This window comes from Flavobacterium aquariorum, from assembly GCF_003254745.1.
Taxonomy (GTDB): domain Bacteria; phylum Bacteroidota; class Bacteroidia; order Flavobacteriales; family Flavobacteriaceae; genus Flavobacterium; species Flavobacterium aquariorum.
Map to the genome: position 1 here is coordinate 316,007 of NZ_QKXH01000001.1, position 17,085 is coordinate 333,091.

A 17,085-nucleotide genomic window follows, 5' to 3' on the forward strand; every position below is an offset into this window, starting at 1 on the left:
ATGGAATTAAAAGAAAAATTACTATCGTCTTTTATGGCTTTTGAAGAGCGCATCGATGTTCATTCCGAACTTCATGATGTGCGAACAGCAGCTATAAAAAACTTCGAAAATAAAGGTTTTCCAACCAAAAAAGAAGAAAGTTGGAAATACACATCGCTAAACGCCATCCTCAAAAATGACTTTAGCGTTTTCCCAAAAACAGAAAATGCCATCCAATATAGCGATGTAAAAAAATACTTTTTACACGAAATAGACACCTACAAAGTAGTTTTTGTAGATGGTGTTTTTAGTTCGCATTTGTCTTCAACTACCCATGATGGTATTGACGTTTGCTTAATGTCTTCGGCATTAAATAAGCCAAAATATAAAATGATTATTGATACTTACTTCAACAAGATTGCCAGCAAAGAGGAAAGTTTGACTTCCTTGAATACGGCTTTCGCCAATGAAGGAGCTTATATCAATATCCCAAAAAGCAAAGTAGCAGACAAGCCTATCGAGATAATGTATTTCTCTACAGGAAGCGAAACCGCAATTTTGGTTCAGCCAAGAAACTTGGTTATTGTTGGGGAAAACTCACATGTACAAATCATAGAGCGTCATCAAAGTTTGAACGAAAATCCAGTTTTAACCAATTCAGTTACCGAGATTTTTGCACAAAAAAGAGCCATTGTGGATTATTACAAAATTCAAAATGACAATCTGGAAGCTAATCTGATTGACAACACTTATGTTTCCCAAAAACAGGAAAGTCACGTTTCAGTTCACACTTTCTCTTTTGGAGGAAATTTGACCAGAAACAATTTGAATTTCTACCATTTTGGAGAAAGATTGACCAGCACTTTAAACGGAATCACGATTATTGGCGAAAGTCAACATGTCGATCATTATACGTTGGTGAATCACGCAACACCAAATTGTGAAAGTTTCCAAGATTACAAAGGGATTTTCACCGACCGCTCTACCGGAGTTTTCAACGGAAAAGTATATGTTGAAAGAGAAGCTCAAAAAACAAATGCTTTCCAAAAAAGCAATAACATTCTTTTGAGCGACAAAGCAACCATTAATGCTAAGCCACAATTGGAAATTTTTGCCGATGACGTAAAATGTTCTCATGGTTGTACCATCGGACAATTGGACGAAACGGCCATGTTCTACATGCAACAACGCGGAATTCCTAAGAAAGAAGCCAAAGCATTATTGATGTACGCATTCTCGAATGCCGTTATCGAAAATATCAAAATACCGGAATTGAAACAACGAATCACAACCATTATCGCTAATAAATTGGGCGTTAAAATTGGGTTTGATTTATAGTTTTTAACCGCAATCCCGATAACTATCGGGAGCAGAAATTTACGCAAAGAGCGCAAAGTATAAATTTTATACTCTGCGCTCTTTGAGGTTTTTCCTTTGCCTTCTTGTGCTAATTTTTTCTCACACTCCACACAATTCCACTCAACAATCCATTAAAATCAAATTCATGTTCTTCTGTCAAACCCATTCTTACAATTACCATATCCATCGACGGAATGATAGCTACCATTTGGCCTTGAAAACCACTGCAATAATACAAATCTCTGGGAACATTTGGGAAATGGTTTCCTGCATTGAGCCAAAATTGTGCTCCATATCTTCCGTGTGAAGTATCTGTGGGAGTCGAAACATACTTTGCCCAACTGGGATCAAATAATTGTTCTCCGTTCCAATTACCTTTATGTAAATACAACAAACCCAATTTGGACCAATCACGAGTAGTTGCCCAACCATAAGACGATCCTACATAATTCCCCGCCATATCTGTTTCTACAAGCATTGAATGCATTCCAATTTTATCAATCAATGCAGAATACCAAAAATCCAAGTATTCTTGGTGTGTCTTGAACTGCTTCCGCAAAATTCCGGATAGTAAATTAGTCGTGCCGGAAGAGTAATTCCAATGCGCATTGGGTTTAAAAATGGCTGGCTTTAGCAATTGCGACCGAGTCATGTCTTCGGCTTGGAAAAGCATCTTTGTCGCATCACAGATTCTGTCATAATACTCGTCCCATTCCAAACCCGAATTCATATGTAATAAATCATTGGTCGTAATATATTTTCGATTGTCATTTTGCCATTCGGCAATGGGAGCAGGTTTGTAGATGTCAAATCGACCTTGCTTTTCAAGTATTCCAAAAAGCGTCCCCGTTATACTCTTGGTCATAGACCAACCGAGAATGACGCTATTTTTTGTAAAACCATCAGCATATTTCTCCGCAATGATTTTATCTTTATAAATAACCAAAACTGAGCGTGTTCTTTTATAATTATTTCCTTTGGCATCAAATGCATTGGCAACAACTTGATTCAATTTGGTATAATTCACATTTTCAAAAACCGTGTCTTTGGGTACTAAATCTCCATAAGGAAAAGGAAGTTTATTATTTGATTTAGTTCTTTTCGGAATTTCATACGGTTTCGCAACATCAAAAGCATCATCGATTAATGTCGCACCCAAACCTTCCCTGTAAATTGCTTTTCGCATTTTTAAACCAAAAACTGATGCTGCTGCAAAATTCCCAGATTCATTTATTTCATTGGTAGCCCAACCAATTACATCAAAATCATTGTCACTTTTTTCAATAATCTCTTGCGAACGATTGTCAATAAAATGGCCCGAAGCTACGTTTTTTGCAGAAAATCCAGATATCAATTCTAGCTTAGGATAGTTGGTAAAACCAAAATAACCCAAAAACAAAAAAACAGAAGAGCGCAAATTTTAAAATATTTTCCCATAATGAAAGATAATTCACCAATTTAGTGAAAAAATAAATACTAGCAGCCTGATTTACGTTATTCTTTTGAAGCAGAAACATTTGGCTTTTTTGTCTGCATCGTCCTGCTTTTTGTTACAACCTTTTGTGCCGAACCCCGACGGAAAAGGGTTTCATCTTCAACCGGGACTAAAGACTAACATTACGTCTTTTTGCTATTATCCAAAAAAAGAAAAAAAATAATAATGCAATTTAGCTTCGCACTAAAACAATTAAATTCCATTTCCATTTTGTACTATTTTTATAATTATTAACTATTGTTGCTTAGAAAACTAAATCAATTGTATTACTTTTGTATTTAGAAAAATTCTAAATAAAGAAATGTTAGATATTCAGAAAATAAGAGCCGACTTTCCTATTCTATCACAAAAAGTAAACGGAAAGCCTTTAGTATATTTCGATAACGGAGCCACTTCACAAAAACCGCAAGTGGTTATTGATGCAATTTCAAACTATTATCAAGAAATCAATGCCAATATTCATAGAGGAGTTCATACATTGAGCCAATTGGCGACAGATGCCTATGAAGTTTCTCGTGCAAAAGTGCAAAATCATATCAATGCTAAATTTCCTCACGAAGTACTTTTTACTTCGGGTACCACTTTTGGCATCAACTTAGTAGCAAATGGATTTGCTTCCATTCTAAAGCCAGGCGATGAAGTATTGGTTTCAGCATTGGAACACCACAGTAATATTGTGCCTTGGCAAATGTTGTGTGAAAAAACAGGAGCCACACTCAAAGTCATTCCGATGAATGAAAATGGAGAATTGATAATAAGTGAATACGATAAGCTGCTTTCGACAAAAACCAAAATCGTAACGGTAAACCATATTTCGAATGCGTTGGGAACTATCAATCCAATCAAATACATGATTGACAAAGCGCATGAGGTTGGAGCTGCCATTTTAATTGATGGTGCACAAGCGGTACCACATTTAAAACCCGATGTTCAGGCTTTGGATTGTGATTTCTATGCTTTTTCGGGACATAAAATGTGTGGTCCAACAGGGACAGGAATTCTATACGGAAAAGAAGCTTGGTTGAATAAATTACCTCCGTATCAAGGTGGTGGTGAAATGATCAAAGAAGTCACTTTTGAGAAAACCACCTATGCTGATTTACCGCATAAATTTGAAGCGGGAACACCCAATATTGCTGGTGGAATTGTTTTAGGTACTGCCATCGATTATATGAATGAAATTGGTTTTGAAAACATTCAAAAACAAGAACTGGAATTATTGGATCACGCCACAAAACAATTATTGGAAATTGAAGGTGTGCGAATTTTTGGTACTTCTGAAGCAAAAACTTCGGTAGTCTCCTTTAATATAGATGGTATTCACCCTTATGATATTGGAACAATAATTGACAAATTAGGAATCGCAGTAAGAACTGGTCACCATTGTGCACAACCGATAATGAATTTCTTTGGTATTCCTGGAACGATCCGAGCTTCATTTTCTTTTTACAATACTAAAGAAGAAATTGACATAATGATTGATGCGGTAAAAAAAGCTAAAATGATGCTGTCTTAAAATAAAAAATATGAAATCGCCATAACGGTAGTTGTCGCAAACACCAATGAAGATCTGGAGATACCATATTCAAATAAAAAACAAATATTATCTATATATGAAAATTGTAACACTCTTGTTTTTGACGTTAATTCTTGGGAAAAACTGCCAAAGCCAAATTAATATGGATTTAAGCACCGCAAAGATTGAGTACACAGCCAATTCCAGAGGATTGTATAATAACATCGTTATAGAAAATAAAACGGTGTCTGTTACCAAAACAAGGGACGGAAAACCCGTTTCAAACTCTCTCACGGATGACCAATTGAATACTTTAATAAGTGAATTTCAAAAAGTGAATTTGGACGAAATACCAAGTTTGAAAGCACCTACCGAAAAACGTTTTTACGATGGTGCGGCTATGGCCAATTTGAAAATAACATATAAAGGAAAAACCTATGAAAGCCAGACTTTCGATAATGGATATCCTCCTGAAAAAATAAAGAACTTAGTAAACACAATACTATCCTTTTCAAAAAAAGTAGAATGACAATAAAAGAAATACAAAACGAAATTATAGATGAATTCTCCATGTTTGACGACTGGATGCAACGTTATGAATATATTATTGACCTAGGCAAAAATCTTCCTTTAATTAAGGAAGAATTCAAAACTGACAATAACTTAATCAAAGGATGTCAATCCAAAGTATGGTTGCAAGGTGAACAAAACGATGATAAAATTGTTTTTACGGCCGACAGTGACGCTATTTTGACCAAAGGAATAATCGCTATTTTAATCCGCGCTTTTTCAAACCAAAAAGCAATTGATATATTAAACGCAGATACGGATTTTATTGATGAAATCGGTTTGAAAGAACATCTTTCGCCAACAAGGGCCAATGGTTTGGTTTCGATGATAAAAAATATTAAAATGTATGCTTTGGCATTTGATGCAAAAAAATAATCACTTTTTTAACCATATAAGTAATGTAAGGGCATATAAGTAGTAAAAAAGAATTAGTTTTGTTTTGAAGAGTATATTCTCACAAAATAATTAAATGGTTCTAAAGTATACTATGATTACAAAAGCATATCTAACCGATTTAGTATATCGAGTTAACGGAGCAGCAATAGAAGTTCATAAACATTTGGGTCCTGGTCTTTTAGAGAGCATTTATCATAAATGTATGATTAGAGAATTGGCATTGAGGGGGATTAACTTTCAATCGGAATTAGTTATTCCTTTTGAATACAAGGGTTTAAAATTAGAGTCAGACTTGAGATGTGATTTATTTATAGAAAACTGTATGGTTTTGGAACTTAAAGCGACAAATAAAATTATACCAATAAATGTTGCAGTATTAATGTCATATATGAATCATTTAGAAGCACCAATTGGTTTAATGATAAATTTTAATGTTGAAAACATATTTCATCAAGGTCAAAAAACATATGTTAACTCATTTTACAGCAGACTTGAAGATTAACTAAATTAAAAAATCTATTAGAAATAAAGTCACGGTCTACTAAAAAAACTTAAATGAACTTATATTTCTTATATGGTTATAAAAAATAAAAAAATTATGGAACAAGAAATAAACACCGCAGAATTAGGAGAATCAATCGTAAAAAAATTGAAAACCATTTATGATCCAGAGATTCCTGTAGATATCTACGAACTGGGATTGATTTATGATGTAATGGTAAATACCGATTATGAAGTAAAAATATTAATGACACTTACTTCTCCAAACTGTCCGGTAGCTGAGAGTTTACCAAGAGAAGTAGAGGAAAAGGTAAAATCAATCGAACACATAAAAGATGCTGAAGTAGAAATCACTTTTGATCCGCCATGGAGCAAAGATTTGATGAGCGAAGAAGCAAAATTAGAATTGGGAATGCTTTAATTAGTCATAAAGTCAAAAGTCATAAAGAATAAAAAACTACTTTATGCCTTTTGACATTCGACTTTAAGATTTAATTATGGAAGAAATAATCAATAAAGTAGCGAATAGTGTTCTGGAAGTTTTCGATCTTGAAGACTATTACCCAGCTGGAGTTCGTGTGCAAATCGATATTTCACAATGGCTTTTTGAGGGTTTTTTGTTAAAAGAAAAAGACTTTAGAGAACAGTTAAACAATCAAGATTGGTCACAATATCAAGACCAATATGTGGCAGTTTCATGTGGTACCGATGCTATTATCCCAAAGTGGGCCATAATCTTGGTCACGATGCATTTGGCTCCCTATGCCAAGAAAATTGTAAATGGTTATATAGACGATTTGGACTCAGCCTTGTATGAAGAATTGCTTCCAAAAATCGATTATAGCACTTATCATAACAAACCTGTAATTATAAAAGGGTGTTCGCGAAAGCCAGTTCCTATGCGAGCTTATGTTTTGGCAGCGCAATACCTGCAACCTTACGCCAGAAGCATAATGTATGGAGAAGCTTGTTCGGCTGTCCCTTTATACAAATCGGATAAAAAATAACATAATTTTTTTAACCAATTGAATTATAGCTGTTTATTCTTTTCATTATATTTGTATTAGAACTAATACTCTTACAATGAAAAAAATCATACTGTTAGTCTGTCTGCTTCCCCTTTCAACATTTCTCCGCGCTCAATCTTCCGAAAAGGATTTAATCAAAAAAACAGAAGATGCAGCCAAAAAAATAGAAGACACCATCCCGAATGGTTGGAAGTCTACTGGGAAAGTTTCATTTCTTTTTAACCAAGCCAACTTTAACAACTGGATTGCTGGAGGCGAAAATAGCTTTTCGGGAAATCTAGGACTTGATTATAAAATCGATTATAAAAAAGACGATTATTCATGGGAAAATAGAATTCTGGCTTCCTATGGTTTGTTGCAAACTCAAAATTCCAGTTTTGAAAAAAAAACAGATGATCAGGTCGAAATCAATTCCATAGTAGCCAAAAAAACAAAAAGCTATTGGTATTATTCATTTCTGGTAAATTTTAGAACCCAATTTACCAAAGGTTATCTATATACGAAAGATGCAAATGGGGCCGAAATAAGAGAAGAACACACCAATTTTATGTCACCTGGTTATTTACTGTTTGGTCCAGGAATGTATTGGAAAAAGACCGAAAATTTCAAAATTAATTTGGCGCCATTAACCTCCAAATTTACGTTTGTAGACAGTCGTTATACTTCTATTGCTGGATATGTGGATGGTGATTATTTTGGAGTTGATGCGAACAAAAGTATGCTTTATCAACTAGGTTTTAATGCAACGGCTTATTATAAATTCACGATAATGGAAAACGTTACTGCCGAAAATCTTTTGAATTTATATTCTAATTATCTAAAAGATCCTCAAAATATTGACATCAATTACAACTTAATTATAGTGATGAAAATCAACAAAATATTATCGGCTAATCTAAATTTTCAAGCCATTTATGATGATGATGCCTATGCTGGTTTCCAAACCAAAGAAGTATTTGGTGTAGGACTGAATTATAATTTTTAGCACAAACAAAAAGACCTTTTAACAATTGTTAAAAGGTCTTTTTGTTTATTCATTATCTTCATCTTTCTCTTCCTTCTCCACCGCATCTTTATAATCTGGATATAAAAATTTATTGTATGGAAAACGGGTAATGTGAATTTGTCGAACAGCTTCGTAAACACGTTCCCTAAACTCTTCGAAATTTTCTTTATTCGTTGCCGAAATAAACAAAGCTTTTTCGCCTCCTAATCGGTGCATCCAAGTTTGCTTCCACTCCTCAAGAGTAAAATGTCTTGGAGTTTTCTCTGTCATTAAATCATCTTCGTCAATAGTCAGATGTTTGTAGGCATCTATTTTATTGAACACCATTATAACCGGTTTGTCATTTGCCTTAATATCGAGCAGCGTTTGGTTTACTGACTCAATATGATCCTCAAATTCAGGATGCGAAATATCGACAACGTGCAATAACAAATCGGCTTCACGAACTTCGTCCAAAGTACTCTTGAACGAATCAACCAATTGAGTTGGCAATTTTCTAATAAACCCTACCGTATCCGACAACAAAAAGGGCAAGTTCTTAATAACTACTTTTCGAACGGTAGTGTCTAATGTTGCAAAAAGCTTGTTTTCTACAAATACGTCACTCTTTCCGATAGCGTTCATCAAAGTTGATTTTCCAACATTGGTATAACCCACCAAAGCAACACGAACCATAGCACCGCGATTACTGCGCTGCACTCCCATTTGTTTGTCAATGGTTTTAATCTTCTCTTTCAATAACGCTATTCTATCGCGTACTATACGTCTGTCCGTTTCTATCTCGGTTTCTCCAGGTCCACGCATTCCAATACCCCCTTTTTGACGTTCCAAGTGTGTCCACATTCCGGAAAGTCTTGGTAATAAATATTGGCATTGTGCTAATTCTACTTGGGTTCTGGCGTAAGAGGTCTCAGCTCTTTGAGCAAAAATATCAAGGATAAGGTGAGTTCTGTCTAATATTTTACAATCAATTATTTTGGAAATATTCTTTTGTTGCGAAGGTGATAATTCATCGTCAAATACCAAAGTCGAGATGTCATTCTCTTTTACGAAAAGACAAATCTCTTCTAGTTTTCCAGTCCCCACAAAAGTTTTAGGATTGGGTCGTTCCATTTTTTGCGAAAAACGTTTCACCACTTCACCACCAGCTGTAAATGTCAAAAACTCCAATTCATCAAGATATTCATTGAGTTTTTCTTCACTTTGATTTTGGGTAACAATACCAACAATTGCGGTTTTTTCGAAATTTATTGTTTCTTTTTCTAACATGTCTTTAAATAAGAATGCAAATTTAATGATTTGATGGCTACAATCCTTTTTATACCATTATAAATCCATAAAAAACTGATTTTGATTATTTTCGTTTTTTTTGAATGATGATAAAAAAAACAGAATATCTCCCTGTAACCCCGATAGAAGTGAAAATCCTTGTGAGCCGGTGTTAGGCTTACAAGATTACTTCACTATACTTTTATTTACATTGGAGTTCAGTGAACTTCGTTTGTAACGGACAGCGGGACCAATGTCGAAAAAAAAATCAAATCTTTCTGCTTCAAAAATTTATAATCAAACTAGGATTGTCAATAAAAATCTGTAAAAGAAATACCCTTCATCTCTGAAGGGTATGATTATTTAAAATATTTGCTGAATATTATTTTTTGGAAAGTTTGGAAAGCAATCTTAAAAATTCAATATACAACCACACTAGAGTTATCATTAAACCCATTGCACCGTACCATTCCATGAATTTTGGCATTTTTTGCTCCACTCCTTTTTCTATTCTGTCAAAATCTAAGAATAGATTTAATGCTGCAATTACAATCACAAATACACTAATACCAATACTCATCATAGAGTTTCCATAATGCACCGGAGTAAAACTAGTAAACATTGAGAACAACCAAGAAATTAAATAATATGTTGCAATAGCACATGTAGCAGCAACAACCACCGATTTGAATTGCTCGGTTACTTTTACAATTTTATATTTATACAACCCAAGACAGACAGCAAAAGTCACAAAAGTGGCACCAACGGCTTGTGTTACAATTCCAGGATACTGAACTTCAAAAATAGCCGAAACTCCACCTATGAACAATCCTTCAAAAAGTGCATAACCTGGTGCCAAATAAGGAGAATATTGAGGTTTAAATGCTGAGATTACAACCAAAATCAATCCGACGATAGCACCTCCAAATGCAGGAACAATTGGATTCAGACCATTAAAAGTAGCCCACCAAATTACCGTTGCAGAAGCAATAAGCAATAAAAAAAGAATTAAACTTCTATTGATGGTTCCCGCCAAAGTCATCTCTTGATTATTATCAATAACAGTAGCCTGATGCACGTCGTCTTTTCTTGAAACAGCAGTTGAAAATGTTTTGTTGTTTAAAAAAGGGTTATTCGAATTCATAGTTTTCAAATTTAAGTTTTATCAAATATAATTTATATTTTTTAGAAGAATGTTTAAATTTTATTAATTTATTTCTGCTATTTGCCCGCTAGCCATGACCTCGGATTAGTATAAGTTGTGTTTTGTGTGATAGCAAATTTTAATATTGTTTTCCCATCTCCGTTGGTTTTTATTTTTCCCAAACTTTGTCTTATACTCACGTTGTCTCCTTTAGTTACATTAACCGAACTCAAGTTTTGATATATCGTAAAAAAATCACCATGTTGTAGCATCACCAATTTATTTACCGGTGAAATAATGATAACGCTCGTTACCACCCCTGCAAATACAGCTCTGGCACTGGAGCCGGAATCGGTGGTAAATTCCAATCCGCTGTTGTGGATTTGAAGTTCTTTATATACTGGATGGAATTGATCACCATAACCCAAAGAGATAAATCCTCTTTCGACCGGCCAAGGCAATTTTCCTTTATTCGCTTTAAAATTATCCGAATCCACTTTATCTTTAGGTGACAAATTCATTTTTGTTGTTGAAACAACTACAGTTGGGTTAGCGACTGATGTTTCCTTCGCAACGACTGGTACCTCCTGAGCAATGGCTTTTTCAACTTCCTTCGGAATAGGGATAGGCTTTGGTTTTGGTTTCGAATTGGCTTTTGCCTGCGCTGCAGCTAATGCATTGGCTTTCTCGATCTCTTTTTTCTTTTCTAATGCTTTGGCTTTTTCCAAGGCAATAGCTTTAGCGGCCGCTTGGGCTTTTGTTTTTGCAATTGCATCGGCTTTAGCTTTTTCCTTCGCTATTTTTTCCGCTTTTTCCCTCGCCGCTTTTCTATTAGCTTCAGCAATGGCTTCGCGAATTAATTTGTCGATTTTTTTATCTATCGTTTTAGCTTCTTGTTGCTTTTTCTTGATTGCAGCTATGATTTTCTTTTTATCTTTCTTTAAAGACTCCACCAGTTTTAATTGTTCCTGCTTTTCTTTTTCCAACGACAATCTTTCTTTATCATTTTCGGCAATGAGCTGTTCTTTTGCACTTTTTTGAACATCCAATTTGGCATTAAAAGTGTAAAGTACATTTGTTTTGGATTTTATTTCTTGTCCTTGCATCTGTCTAAAATTTGTATACTGTTTCATATACTGTGCTCTTTTATAAGCTTGCAAAAAACTTTCTGACGACAATAAAAACATTGCACGACTTTCTTCTGACCGACTTTTATAGGATTGAACAATCATTTTGGCATAATCCTCTTTGAGTAATTGCAGTTCCTTTTCTAATTTTGCAATTTGCGCTTGATTGGCAACTATTGAATTTCCCAGAAGTGATGTTTGTTTTTCGGTAGTAGCAATCAGTTCTTCTTTAAGTTTGATTTTATTGCTTTGCAAAACAATCGCTTTGGTCGCCGTTGTTTCTTTCTTCTTTACCGTTTGAAGTTTGGTTTCGTTTTCTAGAATCTCTTTTTGAATTTTAGCTTTCCGCTCTTCCAGCTTTTTTTGATTGTCCTGACTCCAAGTTAGAGCTGTTGTAATTAGAAAAATAAAACTTAGAAAATATTTTAACATCGCAAATTGTATAAGGTGCAAACTTAATGAATGATTTTATTAAAAAGCAGCACTAATTTATTTTTAGAAATAAATTAGTGCTGCTTTTGCTCTTACAAAAACTACATATTATACAACCAAGATGCAGGGTTGTTGTAGGTTGTGTTTTGTGAAATAGTGAACTTCAAGATTGTTTTTCCTTCACTATTAGTTCTTATTTTCCCCAAACTTTGTTTGATATTTACTTTTTCACCTTTGCTCACGAAAACAGAACTTAAATTTTGATATACGGTGAAGCAATCTCCATGTTGGATCATTACGGCTTTGTTTACTGGAGACAACACGATAACACTGGTCACTTCTCCACCAAAAACAGCTCTCGCATTTGATCCTTGTTCCGTGGTAATTTCCACTCCACTATTATGAATCACAAGACTTGGATAAACTGGGTGTGGTTGATCTCCAAATGGAAGTGACACGAAACCTTTTTCAACAGGCCAAGGTAATTTTCCTCTATTGGCCCTGAAATTATCTGCCAATATTTTGGATTCAGCCGTCAGAACAATTTTTGACGACGTATAGGCCGCTACTGGAGCATTTGGGTTTTCGCTCGCTGCTTTTCTATTGGCTGCGGCAATGGCTTCACGAATTAAACGATCGATTTGACGGTCGATAGCACGCGATTCCTGTTGCTTTCTTTTAATTTCCGCGGTGATTTTTTTCTTATCTTTTTTTATTGAATTCACCAACTTCAGTTGTTCTCTCTTTTCTTTTTCAAGAGACAATTTCTCTTTAGTATTTTCGGCTAACAATTTCTTTTTAGCTGCTTTTTGAATGTTCAGCCTTTGATTGTAACCTAAAAGTTCATCGGTTTTCGACTTGATTTCCTCCCCCTGCATTTTTCTATAACTCGTATATTGTTTCATATACTGAGCTCTTTTGTAAGCCTGTAAAAAATTCTCAGATGACAATAAAAACATGGCTCTACTTTGCTCTGATCTGCTTTTATATGATTTCACAATCATCTTGGCATAGTCTTCTTTAAGAATAGCCAGTTCTCTATTCAACTTATTAATTTTCATTTGATTGATATACATGTCATTACTAAGAATCTTTGTCTGTTTCTCAGTGGTACGAATCAATTTTTCTTTCAATTTTATTTTATTGCTCTGCAAAATAATCACATTGACAGCCGACTTTTCTTTTTTCTTTACCGTTTGCAGTAACTTTTCATTATCCAAAATTTCTTGTTGAATTTCGGCTTTACGCTTTTCTAGTTTTTCTTGTTGCGATTCCTGTCCCCACATTACTGAGGTAGTGCATAAAAAAAACAGGCCTAAGAGAAATTTTCGCATCTTACAATTATATTTGTTCAAATTTACTTAATTAAAATCCTTTTATAACCATTTGGAACACTATATGGAAAAGTAAGTTCTTCATTTATGGTTATAGTACTGTATCCCAAATTAATCTCGGTTTTGCCTTTTTCCTGTTCGGCATTAATGGCAATATCTGATGGAATCGGAGACTCATTATACATTTTATAATCCGAATAAGATACTTCTATCTTTCTGTTTTCGGACGTCTGGGTAATCTCTTGCTTGTTTAATAGAAATTTATCTTTGTCTAAAAAGAAATATTTCTTGGTGTTGTCATTCAAAATATTTTCCAATCGATACGTCTGGTCAACTAAGGAATCTTTGTAGTTCCCTTTGGTTAAATCATCCATTGCTTGTCCAACCAAGATATTTTGCACTTTATTAAAATCCAAATCCGTTCCTAACCATTTGCTTAATGTACTAAAATCGCCTTCGAAATAACTGGCATTTAGCTTCTCATAATAACTTACTGTAGTTGGCGTTATCAAGGCTTTGGCCATAGTAATCCCTAGAAAACGAATGCTTACCAAAATTTGTTCGTTCTTTTTAATTTTAATTTCTGCAGTTAAATTTTGAGTTTGCTTATCGTCGCTATATTTTACATTGGATTTTATGTATAATGTATTAAAATCGTTTTTGTTGGCATAGTAATTTTTTATAATTCGCTCTGCTGTCATGCGATTCGTATCTGTACTTTTACTCTCATTCACCACTTTTGCCTTTGCCTTACAGGACACCAACGTAAGTGAACTACCTACGCAAACTATAAAAACAAAAAGTACTCTTACTAGAAATCGATTCATTATTTTTTTTCTTTTAATAATTGATTGGCTTTATTGAAATATAATTCTTTTTTGGTTGGATCGCCTAAACCATTATAGGCTTCTCCGAGTTGAATATTAAAATTGATTTCTAAATTTTTATTTTCGACAACATAATCTAAACCCATTTCAAGAATATCTTTGGCCTTCTTGAACAATTGTAATTGATTATTCGCCATGCCTGCATAATAATAAAACTGTGGTTCTGCAGGATAGTTATCAATCATTGCCATTGATTTTTTGACTACGGGTTCAAACTGCTTGAGTTCGGTATTGGCTTGAAGCCAAAGTAAATTCGTCTCCAAATCAACTTCTGAACTATTTTTCTGGGATAGATCATAATATTTAATTGCCTTATCCCACTGTTTTTTATTGTGATAAAACTTACCTATTTCTTTGGCTACATTTACGGATGGATCATTTTTAAAATATCCAATCGCATTATCCAAATCAGGCACAAATTGTGGATTTGCATTGGCAAAAAGCAAAAACTCATTCAGAATTCGGTGCTTTATTTTGGAATCAATTTTGGAACTTGCCAAAACCATATTCATCGATTTTACCGCATTGGCACCATCATTATTGTCAAGATAATTTTTGAACAAACTAACCTGGGCCCAAACCGACTCTGGAATTTCTTTTTCCAGTTTTTTGGCAACTTCCTGTACTTTATTTTCCTCATTATTGTTTGAATATAGGAATATCAAAGCAATATAATTGGATTCTTCTTTTGGATTTTTTTCAATCTGCTCTTTTAAATTATCAATCTCCGAACTTTGATATTTCCCTTCAGACAAGATTTCCATTTTGTACATTTCCCTTCTCTCCGTTTTACCAACCTTTTCGTTTAACTCATTAATTAAAGCCAACGCCTTATCTAATTGTTTGGTTGCCATGTAAAGTGAAACCAGGTCCTCTTTGTATTCGGCATCAAAAGGGATAATTTTATTGACAAAAATTATGGCTTGATTGAAATCTTTGGTTTCATAACACACGTCATACAATCCTACCCAAAACCATTTATTGTTGGCATCAATTTGAGTGGCATGCTCATAAGAGGAATAGGCATTCTTATAATCCTTGGAATATTGGTAATTCTTCCCCATTTCAAAATAAATGGTAGCATCATTGGGCTTCAATTTTAAACATTGTTCCAATGCTACTAACGATTTGTCGTAATTTTCGATACTTTTTTGAAAAATAGATTCGTAGAAAAAATCTTGAAACTTGTCCCCTTCCACTTTAATTTCCTCAGGTTCCGTTTGCGCCAATACAGTAACAGTATTGCTAAGCAAAACAGAGAAAGCGAATATGAAAGGCCATTTTTTTTTCATTGAAAAAGAAGTCTTCGAGAACAAAATCAATAGTATTGTTATCCTTTGCAAAATAAATTAAAAAAACAACAAAGCAGCATAATAAAAACTTAAATAATGCTGCTTGCTATTTTTAATTATATGCTTAAAATTATTCTAAAACCGAATAATCACCAATGCTTATATTACTAAATTTTCCATCAAAACTAGCGTGATTTCCAATCATCGCATTGTCCAAATTAGCATTTTTTATATGTGAATGTGTTTGTACCAAACTGTTTTGAATTGTACTGTTTTGTACATGACAGGCATCACCTAGTGATACATTTGGACCAACTGTTGCGTTGATTAAAATTACATTTTTTCCAATATAACAAGGGGGAATAATAGTCGAGTTTTCCAATTTGACACTTTCATCAACCAAATTGATTCCATCACTTTGAAGAAATCTTAACATTCTGGAATTGGTTTCTACGGTAACATCTTTGTTTCCGCAATCCATCCACTCATCAACTTTTCCTGGAACAAATTTCATGCCTTTGGCCATCATTTGTTTTATTCCGTCATTAATTTGATATTCTCCGCCGTGAATGATGTTATTATCCAATACCAATTGAAGCTCATTTTTTAAAACACCAATATCTTTAAAATAGTAAATTCCGATAACGGCAAGATCTGAAACAAATTCTTTTGGTTTTTCCACCAGTTCAATTATTTCATTATCCTCATTTAAGTTTACCACACCAAAAGCTTCCGGCTGATCTACTTGTTTTACCCAAATAACACTATCGGCATCTTTATCCAAGTCAAAATTAGCACGAATTAAAGTATCGGCATAGGCAATAACGGCCGGTCCGCTCAAAGAATCTTTGGCACACATAATGGCGTGACCCGTTCCAAGTGCCTCATTTTGATAATAAATGGTTCCTTTGGCTCCTAACTTTTGGGCAATTGCAATTAAATCTTCTTCTACTTTTTTTCCAAAACTTTCATGAATGATAAAGGCAATTTCTTCAATATCCTGATTTAAAACTCCAGCAATATCTTCGACCAAACGGTGTACGATTGGTTTTCCGGCAACCGGGATTAAAGGCTTAGGAATAGTTAATGTATGTGGGCGAAGGCGTGATCCACGTCCTGCCATTGGTACTATTATTTTCATTTGGTTTGGTTATTTTACTGTAAAGTGTACTATTTGAAAGCACACTTAACTATATTATTATTTATTTTTTAGAAGATTAAAAGTAAATCCATTTACTACTGCTTCTTCTTTTTGCATTCTGTAATCTGCTAACTAAACACTGCTTACTACTTCACTCCTGTACTTCCAAATCCACCTTCTCCTCTTGAGGTTTCAGATAATTCCTCAACTTCAATCCACTCAGCTCGTTCGTGTTTTGCAATAATAAGCTGGGCAATTCTTTCTCCATTTTCGATAACAAATGGATCGTTTGATAAATTTACTAAAATTACTCCTATTTCGCCTCTATAATCGGCATCGACTGTTCCGGGCGCATTAAGAACGGTTATTCCGTTTTTGGCAGCCAATCCACTTCTTGGGCGCACCTGAGCTTCATAACCTATTGGCAATTCAATGAAAAGGCCTGTTTTTACTATGGTTCTTTCAAGAGGCTGCAAAGTTATTGATTGCGTTAAATTTGCCCTTAAATCCATTCCTGCAGAGGCAATGGTTTCGTAATTTGGCAATGCATGCTGTGATTTGTTGATGATGTTTATTGTCATTATTTTTTTAAATATAAAATGTATTTGA

17 protein-coding genes are annotated in these 17,085 nt (G+C 34.2%); 8 read left to right on the top strand and 9 right to left on the bottom strand.

What is annotated here, in order from left to right; genetic code table 11:
• Complete coding sequence (gene sufD / locus DOS84_RS01385; protein ID WP_111408314.1) at nucleotides 1-1,317, top strand: Fe-S cluster assembly protein SufD; 1,317 nt, start codon at nucleotides 1-3, stop codon at nucleotides 1,315-1,317.
• Nucleotides 1,318-1,426: 109 nt separating this feature from the next.
• On the opposite strand, the gene DOS84_RS01390 is transcribed toward sufD, so the two are convergent.
• Entirely contained in the window at nucleotides 1,427-2,755 is a 1,329-nt protein-coding gene (locus DOS84_RS01390) for a serine hydrolase domain-containing protein (protein WP_111408315.1), read from the bottom strand.
• A 379-nt stretch (nucleotides 2,756-3,134) separates the two neighbouring features.
• Between DOS84_RS01390 and DOS84_RS01395 the strand changes: the two genes are divergently transcribed.
• The 7 genes from DOS84_RS01395 (at nucleotide 3,135) to DOS84_RS01425 (ending at nucleotide 7,829) form a co-directional block, all read left to right on the top strand.
• Nucleotides 3,135-4,349: an aminotransferase class V-fold PLP-dependent enzyme gene (locus tag DOS84_RS01395; protein WP_111408316.1), complete on the top strand. Its 1,215-nt coding sequence runs from the start codon at nucleotides 3,135-3,137 to the stop codon at nucleotides 4,347-4,349.
• A 97-nt stretch (nucleotides 4,350-4,446) separates the two neighbouring features.
• On the top strand, nucleotides 4,447-4,878 hold the full coding sequence (locus DOS84_RS01400) for a hypothetical protein (protein ID WP_111408317.1): 432 nt from the start codon (nucleotides 4,447-4,449) through the stop codon (nucleotides 4,876-4,878).
• A complete protein-coding gene (locus DOS84_RS01405; protein ID WP_111408318.1) occupies nucleotides 4,875-5,294 on the top strand; it encodes a SufE family protein in 420 nt (139 codons plus the stop codon). The genes DOS84_RS01400 and DOS84_RS01405 overlap by 4 nt, the downstream gene beginning before the upstream one ends.
• 112 nt (nucleotides 5,295-5,406) lie before the next feature.
• Complete coding sequence (locus DOS84_RS01410; protein ID WP_111408562.1) at nucleotides 5,407-5,817, top strand: GxxExxY protein; 411 nt, start codon at nucleotides 5,407-5,409, stop codon at nucleotides 5,815-5,817.
• A 96-nt stretch (nucleotides 5,818-5,913) separates the two neighbouring features.
• Nucleotides 5,914-6,237 (top strand): SUF system Fe-S cluster assembly protein, encoded by a 324-nt coding sequence (locus DOS84_RS01415; RefSeq protein ID WP_111408563.1) that lies wholly within the window; start codon nucleotides 5,914-5,916, stop codon nucleotides 6,235-6,237.
• A gap of 76 nt (nucleotides 6,238-6,313) precedes the next feature.
• Complete coding sequence (locus tag DOS84_RS01420; protein ID WP_111408319.1) at nucleotides 6,314-6,823, top strand: DUF2480 family protein; 510 nt, start codon at nucleotides 6,314-6,316, stop codon at nucleotides 6,821-6,823.
• A gap of 76 nt (nucleotides 6,824-6,899) precedes the next feature.
• The gene (locus tag DOS84_RS01425; protein WP_111408320.1) at nucleotides 6,900-7,829 is read left to right on the top strand and encodes a DUF3078 domain-containing protein; all 930 of its coding nucleotides are present in this window, start codon (nucleotides 6,900-6,902) and stop codon (nucleotides 7,827-7,829) included.
• A 45-nt stretch (nucleotides 7,830-7,874) separates the two neighbouring features.
• Here DOS84_RS01425 and hflX read toward each other — a convergent pair whose 3' ends face one another.
• The 8 genes from hflX to dut form a co-directional block, all read right to left on the bottom strand.
• Nucleotides 7,875-9,119: a GTPase HflX gene (gene hflX, locus DOS84_RS01430; protein ID WP_111408321.1), complete on the bottom strand. Its 1,245-nt coding sequence runs from the start codon at nucleotides 9,117-9,119 to the stop codon at nucleotides 7,875-7,877.
• A 382-nt stretch (nucleotides 9,120-9,501) separates the two neighbouring features.
• Complete coding sequence (locus DOS84_RS01435) at nucleotides 9,502-10,263, bottom strand: Bax inhibitor-1/YccA family protein (RefSeq protein WP_111408322.1); 762 nt, start codon at nucleotides 10,261-10,263, stop codon at nucleotides 9,502-9,504.
• Between the two features lie 77 nt (nucleotides 10,264-10,340).
• Nucleotides 10,341-11,822, bottom strand: a complete 1,482-nt coding sequence (locus tag DOS84_RS01440; RefSeq protein ID WP_111408323.1) for a murein hydrolase activator EnvC family protein — start codon at nucleotides 11,820-11,822, stop codon at nucleotides 10,341-10,343.
• Between the two features lie 101 nt (nucleotides 11,823-11,923).
• Nucleotides 11,924-13,156, bottom strand: a complete 1,233-nt coding sequence (locus DOS84_RS01445; protein WP_111408324.1) for a murein hydrolase activator EnvC family protein — start codon at nucleotides 13,154-13,156, stop codon at nucleotides 11,924-11,926.
• Between the two features lie 23 nt (nucleotides 13,157-13,179).
• Entirely contained in the window at nucleotides 13,180-13,983 is an 804-nt protein-coding gene (lolB1, locus tag DOS84_RS01450; RefSeq protein ID WP_111408325.1) for a lipoprotein insertase outer membrane protein LolB1, read from the bottom strand.
• The gene (locus tag DOS84_RS01455) at nucleotides 13,983-15,335 is read right to left on the bottom strand and encodes a tetratricopeptide repeat protein (protein ID WP_111408326.1); all 1,353 of its coding nucleotides are present in this window, start codon (nucleotides 15,333-15,335) and stop codon (nucleotides 13,983-13,985) included. Before DOS84_RS01455 ends, lolB1 begins: the two co-directional genes overlap by 1 nt.
• A gap of 130 nt (nucleotides 15,336-15,465) precedes the next feature.
• Nucleotides 15,466-16,476: a sugar phosphate nucleotidyltransferase gene (locus DOS84_RS01460; RefSeq protein WP_111408327.1), complete on the bottom strand. Its 1,011-nt coding sequence runs from the start codon at nucleotides 16,474-16,476 to the stop codon at nucleotides 15,466-15,468.
• A 146-nt stretch (nucleotides 16,477-16,622) separates the two neighbouring features.
• Nucleotides 16,623-17,057, bottom strand: a complete 435-nt coding sequence (dut, locus tag DOS84_RS01465) for a dUTP diphosphatase (protein WP_111408328.1) — start codon at nucleotides 17,055-17,057, stop codon at nucleotides 16,623-16,625.
• Between the last annotated feature and the right edge of the window lie 28 nt (nucleotides 17,058-17,085).

What these genes read in the sequence shown, in the direction of transcription:
- sufD (WP_111408314.1), top strand. Translation starts at nt 1, where the DNA reads ATGGAATTAAAAGAAAAATTACTATCGTCTTTTATGGCTTTTGAAGAG.
- DOS84_RS01395 (WP_111408316.1), top strand. Translation starts at nt 3,135, where the DNA reads ATGTTAGATATTCAGAAAATAAGAGCCGACTTTCCTATTCTATCACAA.
- DOS84_RS01400 (WP_111408317.1), top strand. Translation starts at nt 4,447, where the DNA reads ATGAAAATTGTAACACTCTTGTTTTTGACGTTAATTCTTGGGAAAAAC.
- DOS84_RS01405 (WP_111408318.1), top strand. Translation starts at nt 4,875, where the DNA reads ATGACAATAAAAGAAATACAAAACGAAATTATAGATGAATTCTCCATG.
- DOS84_RS01410 (WP_111408562.1), top strand. Translation starts at nt 5,407, where the DNA reads ATGATTACAAAAGCATATCTAACCGATTTAGTATATCGAGTTAACGGA.
- DOS84_RS01415 (WP_111408563.1), top strand. Translation starts at nt 5,914, where the DNA reads ATGGAACAAGAAATAAACACCGCAGAATTAGGAGAATCAATCGTAAAA.
- DOS84_RS01420 (WP_111408319.1), top strand. Translation starts at nt 6,314, where the DNA reads ATGGAAGAAATAATCAATAAAGTAGCGAATAGTGTTCTGGAAGTTTTC.
- DOS84_RS01425 (WP_111408320.1), top strand. Translation starts at nt 6,900, where the DNA reads ATGAAAAAAATCATACTGTTAGTCTGTCTGCTTCCCCTTTCAACATTT.
- hflX (WP_111408321.1), bottom strand. Translation starts at nt 9,119, where the DNA reads ATGTTAGAAAAAGAAACAATAAATTTCGAAAAAACCGCAATTGTTGGT.
- DOS84_RS01435 (WP_111408322.1), bottom strand. Translation starts at nt 10,263, where the DNA reads ATGAATTCGAATAACCCTTTTTTAAACAACAAAACATTTTCAACTGCT.
- DOS84_RS01440 (WP_111408323.1), bottom strand. Translation starts at nt 11,822, where the DNA reads ATGTTAAAATATTTTCTAAGTTTTATTTTTCTAATTACAACAGCTCTA.
- DOS84_RS01445 (WP_111408324.1), bottom strand. Translation starts at nt 13,156, where the DNA reads ATGCGAAAATTTCTCTTAGGCCTGTTTTTTTTATGCACTACCTCAGTA.
- lolB1 (WP_111408325.1), bottom strand. Translation starts at nt 13,983, where the DNA reads ATGAATCGATTTCTAGTAAGAGTACTTTTTGTTTTTATAGTTTGCGTA.
- DOS84_RS01455 (WP_111408326.1), bottom strand. Translation starts at nt 15,335, where the DNA reads ATGAAAAAAAAATGGCCTTTCATATTCGCTTTCTCTGTTTTGCTTAGC.
- DOS84_RS01460 (WP_111408327.1), bottom strand. Translation starts at nt 16,476, where the DNA reads ATGAAAATAATAGTACCAATGGCAGGACGTGGATCACGCCTTCGCCCA.
- dut (WP_111408328.1), bottom strand. Translation starts at nt 17,057, where the DNA reads ATGACAATAAACATCATCAACAAATCACAGCATGCATTGCCAAATTAC.